Consider the following 16,473-nt stretch of genomic DNA (forward strand, 5'->3'; position numbering starts at 1 on the left):
ACTCCCCCGATGCCGGCGCGTTACGCGACCGGCATTTTTTCATTCAGATAGTTAATCATTGCCCGCATTCGGGCCGGCATGTGCTTGTTGCGCGTCCAGAGCAGCCAGAGCTGGCCGGAATAGGTGCTGATAAACTCCCACTGCGGAAGAACCTGAACGATTTCCCCCTGCTGCAGAGCCTCCCGCGCCGTAAACAGCGGCAGACTGCCGATCCCCAGGTGACGCCTGATGGCGTCCAGCCGCACGCCGGTATGGTTTGCCGCATAGCGTCCCCGCGTCTGTACGGTTTCCGTTTTATCGCCGCTCGCGAATTTCCAGCGGGCGTCTGCGGGCGTTTCGCCCAAAGAAATACAGCTGTGGTGGCGCAGATCTTGCGGTTGTTCGGGAACGCCCGCGTCGCGCAGATACTCCCGCGTGGCGCAAATAATATGGCTTACCGGCATCAGCGCTCTTCCGTACAGGCCCGGGGAGGGGGCGTTGGTGATCCTCAGCGCCATATCGACGCCGTCATCAATCAGATCCATATAGCGGTCTTCCAGCCGCAGGCAGACGTCAATTTGCGGATAGCGGGTAAGAAACTCCGGCATCAGCGGATGGATCACAAATCGTCCCACGGCCTTCGGGACGCTGAGCGTCAGCCTGCCCTGAGCAATGCTTTGCAGACTGCTGCCGGTGTCCATCGCCTGTCTCGCCGCGTCGAGCATATCAAGGGCGTGCTCATAGACCGTCCTGCCCGTTTCGGTCAGCGCCAGCTTGCGGGTGGTGCGGTGCAGCAGCTTGCAGCCCATCTCTTGCTCCAGCCTCGAGACGCAGCGGCTGACGGCTGAGGGCGTCACGCCGCCGCTTCTCGCCACTGCCGAAAAGCTGCCCTGTTCAACAATGGCGGCAAAAGTCGCGAGATCGGGAAGCAGGGTGATATTCATTTGTGTATTCCAGGCACAGGTGCATTGTTTTCAGGCGTCATTATCGCTCTATGAATAATAAATATACTGTTCACCTACAGAGGAGAGCAATGATGACTGAAAGACTTTATTACGTGTGTGATGCAGTGGAGGGCCGGGCCAGAGTGATGGGCTGTCGCGAAGAGCCCGACGGACGCTATGCCGTTGAGCTGGACCGCACGCTCTTTCATCCCCAGGGCGGCGGACAGCCCGCGGATAGTGGCTGGCTGGCGGGCATGGTGGTTGAGAACGTGATTCAGCGCGATGACAGGATCCTGCATATTGTCGCGCAGCCGCCGGCGATGGAAGAGGTTGAACTGCATATTCATGCCGAAAGGCGCGATCTCAATTCCCGCTGGCATACGGCCGGACACCTGATTGGCTATGCCGGAGAGCTGTACGGATGGCGGCCCGTTAAGGCGCACCATTGGCCGGGCGAGGGAAGAGTCACCTTCAGGGCAGAGGGCTACAGTGCGGTGCCCGCTGCCCAAGCGTTGATAGAGAAAATCGAGGACTGGCAGGCGCGGGGGCTACAGCGGCATATCGAATTCGAGGATGACAAACGTAAAGTCCGCTTCGGCAACCTTGCTGCCTATTTATGCGGCGGGACGCATGTTAAAAGTCTGGCGGAGACGGGGCGCATTAATATTATCAGTATCAAATCTAAAAAAGGGGAACTGAGCATTCGGTACGCGCTGTCGTGATCCGCATGTGTGGCAAGAAAAGCCGCTGGTCACTCAGGTAGCGGGGCATTAGGATGGAGAGACTGGCTTTTTTATGGAGGAAGAATCATGCCGCTACCGTTCATTCTGGATACCGATCCCGGTATCGACGACGCCGCCGCGATTGCCGCTGCGCTGTTTGCCCCGGAGCTGGATCTTCAGCTTATCACTACCGTTGCGGGCAACGTCTCCGTGGATAAAACCACTCGCAACGCCCTGCAGCTCCTGCACTTCTGGCAGGCCGATGTACCGGTTGCCCGGGGCGCCAGCGCCCCGCTGCTGCGTCCGCCCCGCGATGCCGCCTATGTCCACGGCGAATCCGGCATGGAAGGCTATGACTTCGTTGAACATCAGCGCACTATCCTCGAAAAACCGGCCCTGCTCGCCATGCGCGACGCGCTGATGCAGGCCCCGGAGCCGATGACGCTGGTCGCTATCGGTCCGCTGACCAATATTGCTCTGCTGCTGATCCAGTATCCGGCCTGCAAGACAAAGATCCGTCGGCTGGTGATTATGGGCGGCTCCGCCGGGCGCGGTAACTTTACGCCCACCGGCGAGTTCAATATCGCCATCGATCCGGAAGCCGCGTCGAAGGTATTTCAGAGCGGGCTGGAGATCGTGATGTGCGGGCTGGACGTCACCAACAAAGCCGTTCTTGCCCCGGAATTTCTTGCCGCGCTGCCGACGCTCAACCGCACCGGCGCGATGCTGCACGCCCTGTTCAGCCACTACCGCAGCGGCAGTATGACCAGCGGCCTGCGCATGCACGATCTGTGCGCCATCGCCTGGCTGGTGCGCCCGCAGCTGTTTACCGTTAAGCCCTGCTTCGTGGCGGTTGAGACCCAGGGCCAGTGGACCGCAGGGACAACGGTGGTGGATATCGATGGCCGCTATGAGCAGCCCGCCAACGTGCAGGTAGCGCTGGACCTGGATGTTGAAGGGTTCCGCCGCTGGGTGGCGGAGGTGCTGGCCCTGGCGCCGTAGGACTATGCCTTTTACTGATATTGCCAGGGCTTTATCAGTAAATTCTAATTATGAATGCGTTAGAGTGGCGGCCCTCGTCGGGGCTGGTTACTCTGAGACCGATTAACACTGTATTAACGAAGAGAATAGATATGCAAGATGGACAGATCCGCGTTGCCATTGCCGGCGCGGGCGGACGTATGGGACGGCAGCTGATTCAGGCCGCAGCGGCGTTCGACGGCGTTGCGCTGGGCGCGGCGCTGGAGCGCGAAGGCTCTTCGCTGGTGGGCGCCGATGCCGGCGAGCTGGCGGGCATCGGCCACACCGGCGTGCAGGTGCAGAGTAGCCTCGAGGCGGTGAAGGACGATTTTGACGTCTTAATTGATTTTACCCGCCCGGAAGGCACCCTCAATCATCTGGCATTCTGCCGCCGGCACGGCAAAGGCATGGTGATCGGCACTACCGGCTTTGACGACGCGGGCAAGCAGGCGATCCGCGAAGCAGCAGAGCAGATTGCCATCGTGTTTGCCGCCAACTTCAGCGTCGGCGTCAGCGTCATGCTGCGGCTGCTGGAGAAAGCCGCCAAAGTGATGGGGGACTATACCGATATTGAGATTATTGAAGCCCACCACCGGCATAAAGTTGACGCCCCCTCCGGCACCGCGCTGGCGATGGGGGAGGCTATTGCCCACGCGCTGGATAAAGATCTCAGCGAGTGCGCGGTCTACAGCCGGGAAGGACACACCGGCGAACGCGTGCCTGGCACCATCGGTTTCGCTACCGTGCGCGCCGGGGATATTGTCGGCGAGCACACGGCGATGTTTGCCGATATCGGCGAGCGGATTGAGATTACCCATAAGGCCTCCAGCCGCATGACGTTTGCCAATGGCGCCGTAAGGTCGGCTCTATGGCTGAAAGAGAAATCAAGTGGCCTTTTTGATATGAAAGATGTGCTCGATTTACACAACTTATAAGATTTCACTGTTCGTGATGTGGTCGTGGCAGTCGTTATTGTATTGATTGCAAGGGGCAATATTTTATTGCCCTTAAATTTTACCTGTTTAAGGTTGTTTTTATATTCAAGCATCTGTTTTTAAGTGTTAAACCATTAAAATGTGTTGTTGATATGTAAAATTTGACCATCTGGTCCACTTTTTCCCGCCTTTTACTCATCCCAAACAGTTTTCCTGGTGCGCAAGCGTTTACCGGGGCCATTAAAAGCGATCTTTTTGCCGTATCTGGATGGCTAAACCACCCAGTGGCGCGAAATAACATAAAAAATGGCCGCTTTGCGTTGACTTTTAGCTGCCGGATCTCCAGAATGCCGCCGTTTGCCGAAAATTCGCGGGCAGCAAATTTGCATTGATTTGCATCATGAGAGTGAATTAATATGCAAATAAACCGAGTGAATATTCTCTGGAGGATGTTTTGATTAAGTCAGCGCTTTTGGTTCTGGAAGACGGAACCCAGTTTCACGGTCGGGCCATTGGGGCAACGGGCACGGCGGTTGGGGAAGTCGTTTTCAATACTTCAATGACCGGTTATCAAGAAATCCTCACTGATCCCTCCTATTCCCGCCAAATCGTTACCCTTACTTATCCCCATATCGGCAATGTCGGCACCAACGCCGCCGACGAAGAGTCTTCCCAGGTACACGCTCAGGGTCTGGTTATTCGCGACCTGCCGCTGATTGCCAGCAACTTCCGCTCTACCGAAGACCTCTCTTCTTATCTCAAGCGCCACAACATCGTGGCGATTGCCGATATTGATACCCGCAAGCTGACCCGCCTGCTGCGCGAGAAGGGCGCGCAGAACGGCTGCATCATCGCGGGCGACGTCCCGGATGCGGCGCTGGCGCTGGAAAAAGCGAAAGCGTTCCCGGGCCTCAACGGCATGGACCTGGCGAAAGAGGTCACCACCGGCGAGAACTACAGCTGGACCCAGGGCAGCTGGACCCTGGAAGGCGACCTGCCGGAAGCCAAAGCCGAGGGTGACCTGCCGTTCCACGTGGTGGCCTACGATTTCGGCGCCAAGCGCAACATCCTGCGCATGCTGGTGGACCGCGGCTGCCGCCTGACGGTGGTACCGGCGCAGACCTCCGCTGAAGAGGTGCTGAAGATGAACCCGGACGGCATCTTCCTCTCTAACGGCCCCGGCGACCCGGCGCCGTGCGACTACGCCATCGCGGCCATCGAAAAATTCCTTACTACCGACATTCCGGTATTCGGCATCTGCCTCGGCCACCAGCTGCTGGCCCTGGCGAGCGGCGCGAAGACCGTCAAGATGAAGTTCGGCCACCACGGCGGCAACCATCCGGTGAAAGACCTCGACCGCGACGTGGTGATGATCACCGCCCAGAACCACGGCTTTGCGGTGGATGAGGCGACGCTGCCTGCCAACCTGCGCGTGACCCACAAATCGCTGTTCGACGGCACCCTGCAGGGCATTCACCGCACCGACAAGCCGGCCTTCAGCTTCCAGGGACACCCGGAGGCGAGCCCCGGCCCGCACGATGCCGCGCCGCTGTTTGACCACTTTATCGAACTCATTGAGCAGTACCGTAAGACCGCTAAATAATCAGGAGCCTGAAGAACCATGCCAAAACGTACTGATATAAAAAGCATCCTGATCCTCGGCGCTGGCCCGATCGTTATCGGCCAGGCCTGCGAATTTGACTACTCCGGCGCCCAGGCGTGTAAAGCCCTGCGCGAAGAGGGCTACCGCGTCATTCTGGTGAACTCCAACCCGGCCACCATCATGACCGACCCGGAGATGGCCGACGCCACCTATATCGAGCCGATCCACTGGGAAGTGGTGCGCAAAATTATTGAAAAAGAGCGCCCGGATGCGGTGCTGCCGACCATGGGCGGCCAGACGGCGCTGAACTGCGCGCTGGAGCTGGAGCGTCAGGGGGTGCTGGAAGAGTTCGGCGTGACCATGATTGGCGCTACCGCCGATGCGATTGATAAAGCCGAAGACCGCCGCCGCTTCGACGTGGCGATGAAGAAAATCGGCCTCGACACCGCCCGCTCCGGCATCGCGCACACCATGGAAGAGGCGCTGGCGGTGGCCGCCGATGTCGGTTTCCCGTGCATTATCCGCCCCTCCTTTACCATGGGCGGCACCGGCGGCGGCATCGCCTACAACCGCGAAGAGTTTGAAGAGATTTGCGAGCGCGGCCTGGATCTCTCCCCGACCAACGAGCTGCTGATCGACGAGTCGCTGATCGGCTGGAAAGAGTACGAGATGGAAGTGGTTCGCGATAAGAACGACAACTGCATCATCGTCTGCTCGATCGAAAACTTCGACGCCATGGGCATCCACACCGGCGACTCCATCACCGTGGCGCCGGCCCAGACGCTGACCGACAAAGAGTACCAGATCATGCGTAACGCCTCGATGGCGGTACTGCGTGAGATCGGCGTCGAAACCGGCGGCTCCAACGTGCAGTTTGCGGTTAACCCGAAGAATGGCCGCCTGATCGTTATCGAGATGAACCCGCGCGTGTCGCGCTCGTCCGCGCTGGCCTCGAAAGCCACCGGCTTCCCGATTGCGAAAGTGGCCGCTAAGCTGGCGGTGGGCTATACCCTCGACGAGCTGATGAACGACATCACCGGCGGCCGCACCCCGGCCTCCTTCGAACCGTCCATCGACTATGTCGTCACCAAGATCCCGCGCTTTAACTTCGAGAAGTTCGCCGGGGCCAACGACCGCCTGACCACCCAGATGAAGTCCGTCGGCGAAGTGATGGCCATCGGCCGCACCCAGCAGGAGTCGCTGCAGAAAGCGCTGCGCGGCCTGGAAGTGGGCGCCACCGGTTTTGACCCGAAAGTCAGCCTCGACGATCCGGAAGCGCTGACCAAAATCCGCCGCGAGCTGAAGGACGCGGGCGCTGAGCGCATCTGGTACATCGCCGACGCCTTCCGCGCCGGCCTGTCGGTGGACGGCGTGTTCAACCTGACCAACATCGACCGCTGGTTCCTGGTGCAGATTGAAGAGCTGGTGCGCCTGGAAGAGAAAGTGGCGGAGCTGGGCATCAACGGCTTGGACGCTGATTTCCTGCGCGTGCTCAAGCGCAAAGGCTTTGCCGACGCCCGCCTGGCGAAGCTCGCCGGCGTGCGCGAAGCGGAAATCCGCAAACTGCGCAATCAGTACGGCCTGCACCCGGTCTACAAACGCGTGGATACCTGCGCCGCGGAGTTCGCCACCGATACCGCCTACATGTACTCCACCTATGAAGACGAATGCGAAGCCAACCCGTCCGTAGACCGCGACAAGATCATGGTCCTCGGCGGCGGGCCGAACCGTATCGGTCAGGGGATTGAGTTTGACTACTGCTGCGTCCACGCCTCGCTGGCGCTGCGCGAAGACGGCTACGAGACCATCATGGTCAACTGTAACCCGGAAACCGTCTCCACCGACTACGACACCTCCGACCGCCTCTACTTCGAGCCGGTTACCCTGGAAGACGTGCTGGAGATCGTGCGCATCGAGAAGCCGAAGGGCGTGATTGTCCAGTACGGCGGCCAGACGCCGCTGAAGCTGGCCCGCGACCTTGAAGCTGCAGGCGTGCCGGTTATCGGCACCAGCCCGGACGCCATCGACCGCGCCGAAGACCGCGAGCGCTTCCAGCAGGCGGTAGACCGCCTCAAGCTCAAGCAGCCGGCCAACGCCACCGTTACCGCCATTGAACAGGCGGTAGAGAAAGCGAAAGAGATTGGCTATCCGCTGGTGGTGCGCCCCTCCTACGTGCTGGGCGGCCGCGCAATGGAGATCGTTTATGACGAGGCCGACCTGCGTCGCTACTTCCAGACCGCGGTCAGCGTTTCCAACGACGCGCCGGTGCTGCTGGACCGCTTCCTCGACGATGCGGTTGAAGTGGACGTTGACGCTATCTGCGACGGTGAAGCCGTGGTCATCGGCGGCATCATGGAGCATATCGAACAGGCCGGCGTCCACTCCGGCGACTCCGCCTGCTCGCTGCCGGCCTATACCCTCAGCCAGGAGATCCAGGACGTGATGCGCCAGCAGGTGCAGAAGCTGGCCTTCGAGCTGCAGGTGCGCGGCCTGATGAACGTCCAGTTCGCGGTGAAGAATAACGAAGTCTATCTGATTGAAGTTAACCCGCGTGCGGCGCGCACCGTGCCGTTCGTCTCGAAAGCCACCGGCGTTGCGCTGGCGAAAGTGGCGGCCCGCGTGATGGTCGGCCAGACGCTGGCCCAGCAGGGCGTCACTAAAGAGGTAATCCCGCCGTACTACTCGGTGAAAGAGGTGGTGCTGCCGTTCAACAAGTTCCCGGGCGTTGACCCGCTGCTGGGGCCGGAAATGCGCTCCACCGGGGAAGTGATGGGCGTCGGCCGCACCTTCGCAGAGGCGTTTGCCAAGGCGCAGCTCGGCAGCAGCTCGACCATGAAGAAATCGGGCCGCGCGCTGCTGTCGGTGCGCGAAGGCGATAAAGAGCGGGTGGTGGATCTGGCGGCGAAGCTGCTCAAGCAGGGCTTCGAGCTGGATGCGACCCACGGCACGGCGGTGGTGCTGGGCGAAGCGGGCATCAACCCGCGCCTGGTGAACAAGGTGCATGAAGGCCGTCCGCACATTCAGGACCGCATCAAGAATGGCGAGTATACCTACATCATCAACACCACCGCAGGCCGCCAGGCGATTGAGGACTCCCGCGTCATTCGCCGCAGCGCCCTGCAGTACAAGGTGCACTATGACACCACCCTGAACGGCGGCTTCGCCACCGCGATGGCCCTGAACGCAGACGCTACCGAGCAGGTGACGTCGGTGCAGGAGATGCACGCCCGCATCGCGAAGTAATCCGGTGGGCCCGGCAACGCGCGTTGCCGGGTCTCATTCCCCGCGCGTTATCTTCAGAGTCTTCTGGTTTTTCTCTTCTCCTCAGTCAGTTAGCCTAAAGTTATTAAGCAAGAACTACTTTCTACTAACGATCAGGGAGAACATCATGCGTCATCGCCTGCTGACCACCGCTATTTTTGCCGCCGCTGCGCTGTTTACCGTAGTTGGCTGTTCCTCAAACCAGGCCGTGAAAACCACCGACGGCAAGACCATCGTCACCGACGGTAAGCCGCAGGTTGATGAGGACACCGGGCTGGTTTCCTATGAAAACGCCGAGACCGGTAAAACCGAGCAGGTTAACCGCGATCAGGTGAAATCGATGAGCGAACTGGATAACTAATTCAGATTTCTCAACGTTCCACGCCAGTAATATTCACTGTTAGCCTGGGTCGGTTACGACTAGACTTACCTGTCGAAACAGATAAGTCACAACAGGCTAACAGATGATTTTAATTATTTATTCGCATCCTTATCCGCAGCATTCGCATGCGAATAAACGGATGATTGACCAGGCAAGGGAAATTGACGGCGTAGAAGTCCGTTCCCTCTATCACCTCTATCCCGATTTCAATATTGATATTGCCGCCGAACAGGAGGCGCTCTCCCGCGCCGACCTGATCGTCTGGCAGCACCCGATGCAGTGGTACAGCGTACCGCCGCTGCTCAAGCTGTGGATCGATAAAGTTCTCTCCCACGGCTGGGCCTACGGTCACGGCGGCACAGCCCTGAACGGTAAAAGCCTGCTGTGGGCGGTGACTACCGGCGGCGGCGATAAGCACTTCGCCATCGGCGACTTCCCGGGCTTCGATATCTTAGGCCAACCGCTGCAGGCAACCGCGCTTTACTGCGGCCTGAAGTGGCTGCCGCCCTTCGCCATGCACAGCACTTTCATCTGCGACGACGAAACGCTGACCGCACAGGCGCGTCGCTATAAACAACGACTAGTGGAATGGCAGGAGGCGCACCGTGGATAGCCATGCGTTAATACAGGCGCTGATTTACCTGGGGTCCGCCGCCCTGATTGTGCCCATCGCTATGCGTCTGGGGCTGGGCTCGGTGCTCGGCTACCTGATTGCCGGCTGCGCCATCGGCCCCTGGGGGCTGCGGCTGGTGGCCGACGCCGAGTCTATTCTTCACTTTGCCGAAATCGGCGTGGTGCTGATGCTGTTCGTTATCGGGCTTGAGCTGGATCCCCAGCGCCTGTGGAAGCTGCGGGCCTCGGTATTCGGCGGCGGCACCGTGCAGATGGTTCTCTGCGGCGCGGCGCTGGGCGGTTTCTGCATTCTGCTCGGCCTCAACTGGAAGGTGGCGGCGCTGATCGGCCTGACGCTGGCGCTCTCCTCGACGGCGATCACCATGCAGGCGATGAATGAGCGTAACCTGACGGTATCCCAGCTGGGCCGCACTACGTTTGCCGTGCTGCTGTTTCAGGATATCGCGGCCATTCCGCTGGTGGCGATGATCCCGCTGCTGGCGGCGAGCGGCGGGTCGACGACTCTGGCCGCGTTTGCGCTGTCGGCGGCAAAAGTCGTTGCCGCGCTGGCGCTGGTGGTACTCCTCGGGCGCTACGTTACTCGGCCGGTGCTGCGCTTCGTCGCCCGTTCGGGCCTGCGGGAAGTGTTCAGCGCCGTGGCGCTATTCCTGATCTTCGGCTTTGGCCTGCTGCTGGAGGGCGTTGGCCTGTCGATGGCGATGGGGGCGTTTCTGGCGGGGGTACTGCTGGCAAGCTCCGAGTACCGCCACGCGCTGGAGAGCGATATTGAACCCTTCAAGGGGCTGCTGCTGGGACTGTTCTTTATCGGCGTCGGCATGTCTATCGACTTCGGCACCCTGATGTCCCATCCGCTGCGCATCCTGCTGCTGCTGGTCGGTTTTCTGGTGATTAAGTTTGTCATGCTGTGGCTTATCGCCTGCCCGCTCGGCGTGCCGAAGGCCCAGCGCACCCTGTTCGCTACGCTGCTGGGGCAGGGCAGTGAATTTGCTTTCGTGGTGTTTGGTGCAGCGCAGATGGCGAACGTTATCGACGCCGAATGGGGCAAAGCCCTGACGCTGACGGTGGCGCTGTCGATGGCGGCAACGCCCATTCTGCTGGTCGTCCTCTCCCGGCTGGAGAGATCCTCCGCGGGCCAGGAGCGGGAGGCCGATGAAATTGATGAAGAGCAGCCGCGGGTGATCGTTGCCGGCTTCGGCCGCTACGGTCAGATAGCCGGGCGTCTGCTGCTGGCCAACGGCGTGAAAATGGTCATCCTCGATCACGATCCGGATCACGTCGATACGCTACGCAAGTTTGATATGAAGGTGTTTTACGGCGATGCGACCCGCGCCGGCCTGCTGGAGTCCGCCGGGGCGGAGAAAGCAGAGGTGCTGATAAACGCCATCGACGATCCGAAGGTTAACCTTGAGCTGAGTGAGCTGGCCAGAAGCCAGTTCCCGCATCTGCAGATCATCGCCCGCGCCCGCGACGTCGAGCACTATATTCACCTACGCCAGGCCGGCGTCACCTATGCCGAGCGTGAAACCTTTGAAGGGGCGCTGAAGTCCGGGCGGATGGCGCTGGAGTCCCTTGGGCTTGGCCCCTATGAGGCTCGCGAACGGGCCGATCAGTTCCGCCACTTCAACGTCAGGATGGTTGAGGAGATGGTGGAAGCCGCTGAAAATGATGAGGCCTCCTTCGCGGCGGCGATCAAGCGCACCGGCGCGATGCTGACCGATATCATTAATGAAGATCGTGACCGGATGTCGCTCATTCAGCAGCACGGCTGGCAGGGGACCGAAGAGGGAAATCACAGCGGAAACGTTGCCGAGGAGCCGGAAGCTAAACCTTCGGTATAACGCGGACTTAGCGCCTGCGTGAAAAATATTCTTCTTTTTTGCACTACGCGCGGTTGACGAGCGATTATCCTTTCCGTATATACACGTCATCATTCAGGCCGCCGCTATGCTGGCGGCCTTTGTTCACTCCCCAGCCACTTACCTTGAGTAAGCCCCTGGGGCTCACTCCGCTGCTGTGCGTAAACGTGTCGGCAGCTTTTTGTATCCGGGATATTTTAATGATCAGTCTGATTGCGGCATTAGCGGTAGATCGCGTGATTGGTATGGAAAACGCCATGCCCTGGGATCTGCCGGCCGATCTCGCCTGGTTTAAGCGTAATACCTTAAACAAGCCGGTCATCATGGGCCGTCTGACCTGGGAATCCATCGGCCGCCCGCTGCCGGGCCGAAAAAACATCGTTATCAGCCGCCAGCCGGGCAGCGACGATCGCGTGCAGTGGGTCAGTTCGGTGGATGAGGCGATTGCCGCCTGCGGCGACGCGCAGGAGATTATGGTGATTGGCGGCGGGCGCGTTTATGAACAGTTCCTGCCGAAAGCGCAGCGCCTGTACCTGACGCACATTGATGCGGAAGTCGAAGGCGATACACACTTTCCGGATTACGATCCCGATGAGTGGGATTCCACGTTCAGCGAGTTTCACGACGCCGATGCGCAGAACTCCCACAGCTACTGCTTTGAGGTGCTGGAGCGGCGCTAAACTGTTTCTGCATTAGCGCAGCCCTTTTGCCGGGCGGCGCTGCGCTTGCACCGGCCTACAAACTACGGCAGCGTTAAGACGCTGCCGCTTCCTCTTCTTCGCCCAAATCCAGCCGGCGGTTAGACGGCTGCACGAAGTAGCGCTTATCTTCCCAGCGCAGGCAGGTGAGGTTGCCGCCCCAGCAGCAGCCGGTATCCAGGCCGTAAATCCCTTCCGGGGTACCTTTTCCTTCCAGCGACGCCCAGTGGCCAAAGGCAATGCTGTACTCCTGCGATACCGGGCCGGGAATGGCAAACCACGGCTTCAGCGGCGAAGGCGCATTTTCCGGGGCCTCTTTGCTGTACATGTCCAGCTGGCCATTGGGGAAGCAGTAGCGCATGCGGGTGAAGGCGTTGGAGATAAAGCGCAGCCGGGCGAGGCCGGAGAGCGCTTCCGACCAGTGGTTCGGCAGATCGCCGTACATCGCATCGAGAAAGAACGGGTAGGAGTCGCTGCACAGCACCGCCTCCACGTCGCGGGCGCAGCGCTCGGCCGTCGCCAGGTCCCACTGCGGCGTAATGCCGGCGTGGGCCATCACCAGCTTTTTCTCTCTGTCGACCTGCAGCAGCGGCTGGCGGCGAAGCCAGTTGATAAGCTCGTCGGCATCCGGGGCTTCCAGCAGCGGCGTGAGCCTGTCCTTCGGCTTATTGCGGCTGATGCCGGCGAATACCGCCAGCAGATGGAGATCGTGATTGCCGAGCACAATGCGCGCGCTGTCGCCGAGGGATTTTACGTAGCGCAGAACCTCCAGCGACGCCGGACCTCTTGCCACCAGATCGCCGGTCAGCCACAGGCTATCTTCGCGCGGGTTAAACTGCACCTGCTCAAGTAGGGCAATGAGCTCATCGTAGCAGCCGTGAATATCGCCGATTAAGTATGTAGACATGGGATCAGTGTATGAGCGCCGGCACGGCCAGGCGGAAAACGGGAATATCGATGCTGAACGGATTGCCGTTAGCATCGACCATATCATAATGCCCCTGCATGGTGCCCAGAGGCGTTTCCAGCACGGCGCCGCTGGTGTACTGGTACTCGTTGCCGGGCTCGATATGCGGCTGAACGCCAACGACACCTTCGCCCTGCACCTCGGTTTCGCGGCCGTTGCCGTTAGTGATCAGCCAGTAGCGGCCGAGTAGCTGAACAGATTCCCGCCCCAGGTTGCGGATCGTGACGGTATACGCAAAGACGTAACGCTCTTCATCCGGCGCCGACTGCGCCTCAATATAGACGCTCTGCACCTGAACGCACACGCGGGGCGAATTGATCATGTTCTAGCTCTCCTTCAGGGAAGCATTGTCTGACACCCAGTTTGCCAGCTGGCAGTACTGCGCAACGGAGATATTTTCCGCCCGCAGGGTCGGGTCAACGCCAAGACTTTCCAGTACCTCAACGCTAAACAGATTGCCCAGGCTGTTGCGGATGGTCTTGCGGCGCTGGTTAAATGCTTCGGTGGTAATACGGCTCAGCACGCGAACCTCTTTAACCGGATGCGGCAGGGTCGCGTGAGGCACCAGGCGCACCACGGCGGAATCTACCTTGGGCGGCGGCGTAAAGGCCGATGGCGGCACTTCAAGTACCGGGATCACCTGGCAGTAATACTGCGCCATGACGCTTAACCGACCATACGCTTTACTGTTCGGTCCTGCAACCAGGCGGTTTACCACCTCTTTTTGCAGCATAAAGTGCATATCGGCAATGGCGTCAGTATAGCTGAACAGATGGAACATCAGCGGCGTCGAAATATTGTAGGGCAGGTTGCCAAAGACGCGCAGCGGCTGGCCAATCTCTTTGGACAGCTCGCCGAAGTTCATGGTCATCGCATCCTGCTGATAGATGGTCAGCTTGGGGCCGAGGAACGGATGCGTCTTCAGGCGTGCGGCCAGATCGCGGTCCAGTTCGATGACGGTCAGCTTATCAAGGCGTTCACCCACCGGCTCGGTCAGGGCGGCAAGGCCCGGCCCGATTTCAACCATCGCCTGGCCCTTTTGCGGGTTGATGGCGGAGACGATGCTGTCGATCACGAACCGATCGTTGAGAAAGTTTTGCCCGAAGCGTTTACGGGCGAGGTGGCCCTGATGGACTCGATTATTCATTGAGAGTTAACAATCATTTTGATGGCGAGATTAAGCGCCGTAATAAAACTGCCGACGTTCGCTTCGCCGCGGCCCGCCAGCTCAAGGGCAGTGCCGTGGTCCACGGACGTGCGGATAAAGGGCAGACCAAGCGTAATATTTACCGCGCGGCCAAAGCCCTGGTATTTTAGCACGGGCAGGCCCTGATCGTGGTACATCGCGAGCACTGCGTCGGCGCAGTCGAGATATTTGGGCTGAAACAGCGTATCGGCGGGCAGCGGACCCGTCAGGTTCATGCCCTGCGCGCGCATCTCCTCCAGTACCGGAATGATCGTTTCTATCTCTTCCATGCCCATATGGCCGCCTTCCCCGGCGTGGGGATTGAGGCCGCAGACCAGTACGCGGGGATCGGCGATGCCAAATTTACTGCGCAGATCGTGGTGCAGAATGGCGATGATTTCGCGCAGCAGATCCGGCGTAATCGCCTCGCTGACGGTTTTCAGCGGCAGATGCGTGGTCGCCAGCGCCACCCGCAGCTCCTCCGTTGCCAGCATCATCACCACCTTCGCCGCGCCGGCGCGCTGTTCAAAAAACTCGGTGTGGCCGGTAAACGGGATACCCGCGTCGTTGATAATGCTCTTCTGCACCGGGCCGGTGATCAGCGCGGCGAACTCGCCGCTGCTCGCACCATCGCACGCCCGGGCCAGCGTCTCAACGACATAGGGGCCGTTGGCAACGTTAAGTCTGCCGGGTTCAACTAGCGCGCCGAGGGCTATCGGCAGCAGCGTCAGGGTCCCTGCGCGCTGAGGCTGCGGGGGCTTGCTGGGATCGTAGGGCAGGAGGCTTAATGGTAAACCGAGCATGGCTGCCCGGTTTTTCAGAAGTGATCCATCAGCGCAGACCACCAGTTCGGCGGGCCAGTCCTGCTGCGCAAGCTGGACCGCCAGATCGGGGCCAATCCCGGCGGGTTCGCCGGGCGTGATGACCACGCGAAATTGTCGCGTCATTAGTTGCTCAGGATTTTAACGTAGGCGCTGGCGCGCTGTTCCTGCATCCAGGTACCGGCTTCTTCCGCAAATTTACGGTTCATCAGCATCCGATAGGCGCGGTCTTTCTGCGCGGCATCGGTGCGGTCAACCTTGCGGGTATCCAGCAGCTGGATCAGGTGCCAGCCGAAAGAGGAGTGGACCGGGCCGCTCATCTGGCCTTTGCTGAGTTTCAGCAGCGCATCGCGGAACGCGGGGTCATACATATCCGGCGTACCCCAGCCCAGATCGCCGCCCTGGTTTGCAGAGCCAGGATCCTGGGACAGCTCTTTCGCCGCCTTGTCAAAGGTGGTTCTGCCGCTCTTAATGTCGGCTGCCACTTCTTCCAGTTTGGCACGGGCCTGATCGTCGGTCATGATCGGCGACGGCTTGAGCAGGATGTGGCGGGCGTGGACTTCGGTCACCGAGATGTTCTGGGTCTGGCCGCGCAGGTCGTTAACCTTCAGAATGTGGAAACCGACGCCGGAACGAATCGGACCAATGATATCGCCTTTTTTCGCAGTGCTCAGGGCCTGGGCGAAAATGGACGGCAGTTCCTGGATGCGGCCCCAGCCCATCTGCCCGCCTTTCAGCGCCTGCGGATCGGCAGAGTAGGTGATCGCCAGCTTGCCGAAGTCGGTGCCTTTGCGCGCCTGATCGATGATTGAGCGCGCCATGTTTTCCTGCTCACTTACCTGATCGGCGGTCGGGTTTTCCGGCAGCGGCAGCAGAATGTGGCTCAGGTTCAGCTCGGTGCTGGCGTCGTTCTGATTGCCAATCTGCTGCGCCAGAGCGTCCACTTCCTGCGGCAGAACGGTGATGCGGCGACGCACTTCGTTGTTACGCACCTCGGAGATGATCATCTCCTTGCGGATCTGCTTACGATAGGTGCTGTAGTTCAGCCCGTCGTAGGCCAGGCGGCTGCGCATCTGATCGAGGGTCATGTTGTTTTGCTGCGCGATATTGGCGATAGCCTGGTCGAGCTGCTCATCAGAGACCGTCACGCCCATCTTCTGCCCCATCTGCAGAACAATCTGATCCATGATCAGACGTTCGAGGATCTGGTGACGCAGCGTGGCGTCATCCGGCAGCTGCTGGCCGGACTGGCCGGCACTTCCCTTAACGGACTGCATCATTCCATCGACGTCGCTTTCAAGGACTACGCCATTGTTAACCACAGCGGCAACCTTATCGACAACCTGCGGTGCGGCATAGCTGATATTCGCCACCATGGCGATACCGAGAAGCAGCGTTTTCCAGTTCTTCATACTCTTTCCATTTCAATTAACTAACCGCAGTGCGGTTTACGTTGTATCTCTTAG

At 59.8% G+C, this 16,473-nt stretch carries 15 protein-coding genes; 9 read left to right on the forward strand and 6 right to left on the reverse strand.

From position 1 onward, the window contains the following. Positions 1-20 precede the first annotated feature (20 nt). Positions 21-923 (reverse strand): LysR family transcriptional regulator, encoded by a 903-nt coding sequence (locus ENGE1_RS07315; RefSeq protein ID WP_045287609.1) that lies wholly within the window; start codon positions 921-923, stop codon positions 21-23. A gap of 92 nt (positions 924-1,015) precedes the next feature. Between ENGE1_RS07315 and ENGE1_RS07320 the strand changes: the two genes are divergently transcribed. The 9 genes from ENGE1_RS07320 (at position 1,016) to folA (ending at position 12,015) form a co-directional block, all read left to right on the forward strand. Continuing rightward, a complete protein-coding gene (locus tag ENGE1_RS07320) occupies positions 1,016-1,645 on the forward strand; it encodes a serine-tRNA(Ala) deacylase AlaX (RefSeq protein ID WP_048253266.1) in 630 nt (209 codons plus the stop codon). Between the two features lie 87 nt (positions 1,646-1,732). Continuing rightward, positions 1,733-2,647, forward strand: a complete 915-nt coding sequence (gene rihC / locus ENGE1_RS07325) for a ribonucleoside hydrolase RihC (protein ID WP_043086060.1) — start codon at positions 1,733-1,735, stop codon at positions 2,645-2,647. Positions 2,648-2,778: 131 nt separating this feature from the next. Beyond that, complete coding sequence (gene dapB, locus ENGE1_RS07330) at positions 2,779-3,600, forward strand: 4-hydroxy-tetrahydrodipicolinate reductase (protein WP_048253197.1); 822 nt, start codon at positions 2,779-2,781, stop codon at positions 3,598-3,600. A 454-nt stretch (positions 3,601-4,054) separates the two neighbouring features. Further along, on the forward strand, positions 4,055-5,203 hold the full coding sequence (gene carA / locus ENGE1_RS07335; protein WP_048253196.1) for a glutamine-hydrolyzing carbamoyl-phosphate synthase small subunit: 1,149 nt from the start codon (positions 4,055-4,057) through the stop codon (positions 5,201-5,203). Between the two features lie 18 nt (positions 5,204-5,221). Next, entirely contained in the window at positions 5,222-8,446 is a 3,225-nt protein-coding gene (gene carB, locus ENGE1_RS07340; RefSeq protein WP_043086056.1) for a carbamoyl-phosphate synthase large subunit, read from the forward strand. A 145-nt stretch (positions 8,447-8,591) separates the two neighbouring features. Further along, complete coding sequence (locus tag ENGE1_RS07345) at positions 8,592-8,825, forward strand: YgdI/YgdR family lipoprotein (RefSeq protein WP_043086055.1); 234 nt, start codon at positions 8,592-8,594, stop codon at positions 8,823-8,825. A 103-nt stretch (positions 8,826-8,928) separates the two neighbouring features. Then, on the forward strand, positions 8,929-9,459 hold the full coding sequence (kefF, locus tag ENGE1_RS07350; RefSeq protein WP_048253195.1) for a glutathione-regulated potassium-efflux system oxidoreductase KefF: 531 nt from the start codon (positions 8,929-8,931) through the stop codon (positions 9,457-9,459). Further along, a complete protein-coding gene (gene kefC / locus ENGE1_RS07355; protein WP_048253194.1) occupies positions 9,452-11,317 on the forward strand; it encodes a glutathione-regulated potassium-efflux system protein KefC in 1,866 nt (621 codons plus the stop codon). Before kefF ends, kefC begins: the two co-directional genes overlap by 8 nt. Positions 11,318-11,535: 218 nt before the next feature. Continuing rightward, positions 11,536-12,015, forward strand: a complete 480-nt coding sequence (folA, locus tag ENGE1_RS07360) for a type 3 dihydrofolate reductase (RefSeq protein WP_045287602.1) — start codon at positions 11,536-11,538, stop codon at positions 12,013-12,015. Between the two features lie 73 nt (positions 12,016-12,088). Here folA and apaH read toward each other — a convergent pair whose 3' ends face one another. From apaH to surA, 5 genes are read right to left on the reverse strand one after another with little or no spacing between them, the layout of a single operon-like run. Then, the gene (gene apaH, locus ENGE1_RS07365; RefSeq protein WP_045287601.1) at positions 12,089-12,940 is read right to left on the reverse strand and encodes a bis(5'-nucleosyl)-tetraphosphatase (symmetrical) ApaH; all 852 of its coding nucleotides are present in this window, start codon (positions 12,938-12,940) and stop codon (positions 12,089-12,091) included. A gap of 4 nt (positions 12,941-12,944) precedes the next feature. Next, positions 12,945-13,322, reverse strand: coding sequence for a Co2+/Mg2+ efflux protein ApaG (gene apaG / locus ENGE1_RS07370; protein WP_043086048.1), 378 nt, complete (start codon positions 13,320-13,322; stop codon positions 12,945-12,947). Positions 13,323-13,325: 3 nt separating this feature from the next. Further along, complete coding sequence (gene rsmA / locus ENGE1_RS07375) at positions 13,326-14,147, reverse strand: 16S rRNA (adenine(1518)-N(6)/adenine(1519)-N(6))-dimethyltransferase RsmA (RefSeq protein ID WP_048253193.1); 822 nt, start codon at positions 14,145-14,147, stop codon at positions 13,326-13,328. Next, positions 14,144-15,133 carry a 4-hydroxythreonine-4-phosphate dehydrogenase PdxA gene (gene pdxA / locus ENGE1_RS07380; RefSeq protein WP_048253192.1) on the reverse strand — a complete coding sequence of 330 codons (990 nt, stop codon included), beginning with the start codon at positions 15,131-15,133 and terminating at the stop codon, positions 14,144-14,146. The genes rsmA and pdxA overlap by 4 nt, the downstream gene beginning before the upstream one ends. After that, positions 15,133-16,419, reverse strand: a complete 1,287-nt coding sequence (surA, locus tag ENGE1_RS07385) for a peptidylprolyl isomerase SurA (RefSeq protein WP_043086042.1) — start codon at positions 16,417-16,419, stop codon at positions 15,133-15,135. Before surA ends, pdxA begins: the two co-directional genes overlap by 1 nt. Positions 16,420-16,473 lie beyond the last annotated feature (54 nt).

The organism is Pluralibacter gergoviae ATCC 33028 = NBRC 105706 (assembly GCF_001598855.1).
Lineage (GTDB): Bacteria > Pseudomonadota > Gammaproteobacteria > Enterobacterales > Enterobacteriaceae > Pluralibacter > Pluralibacter gergoviae.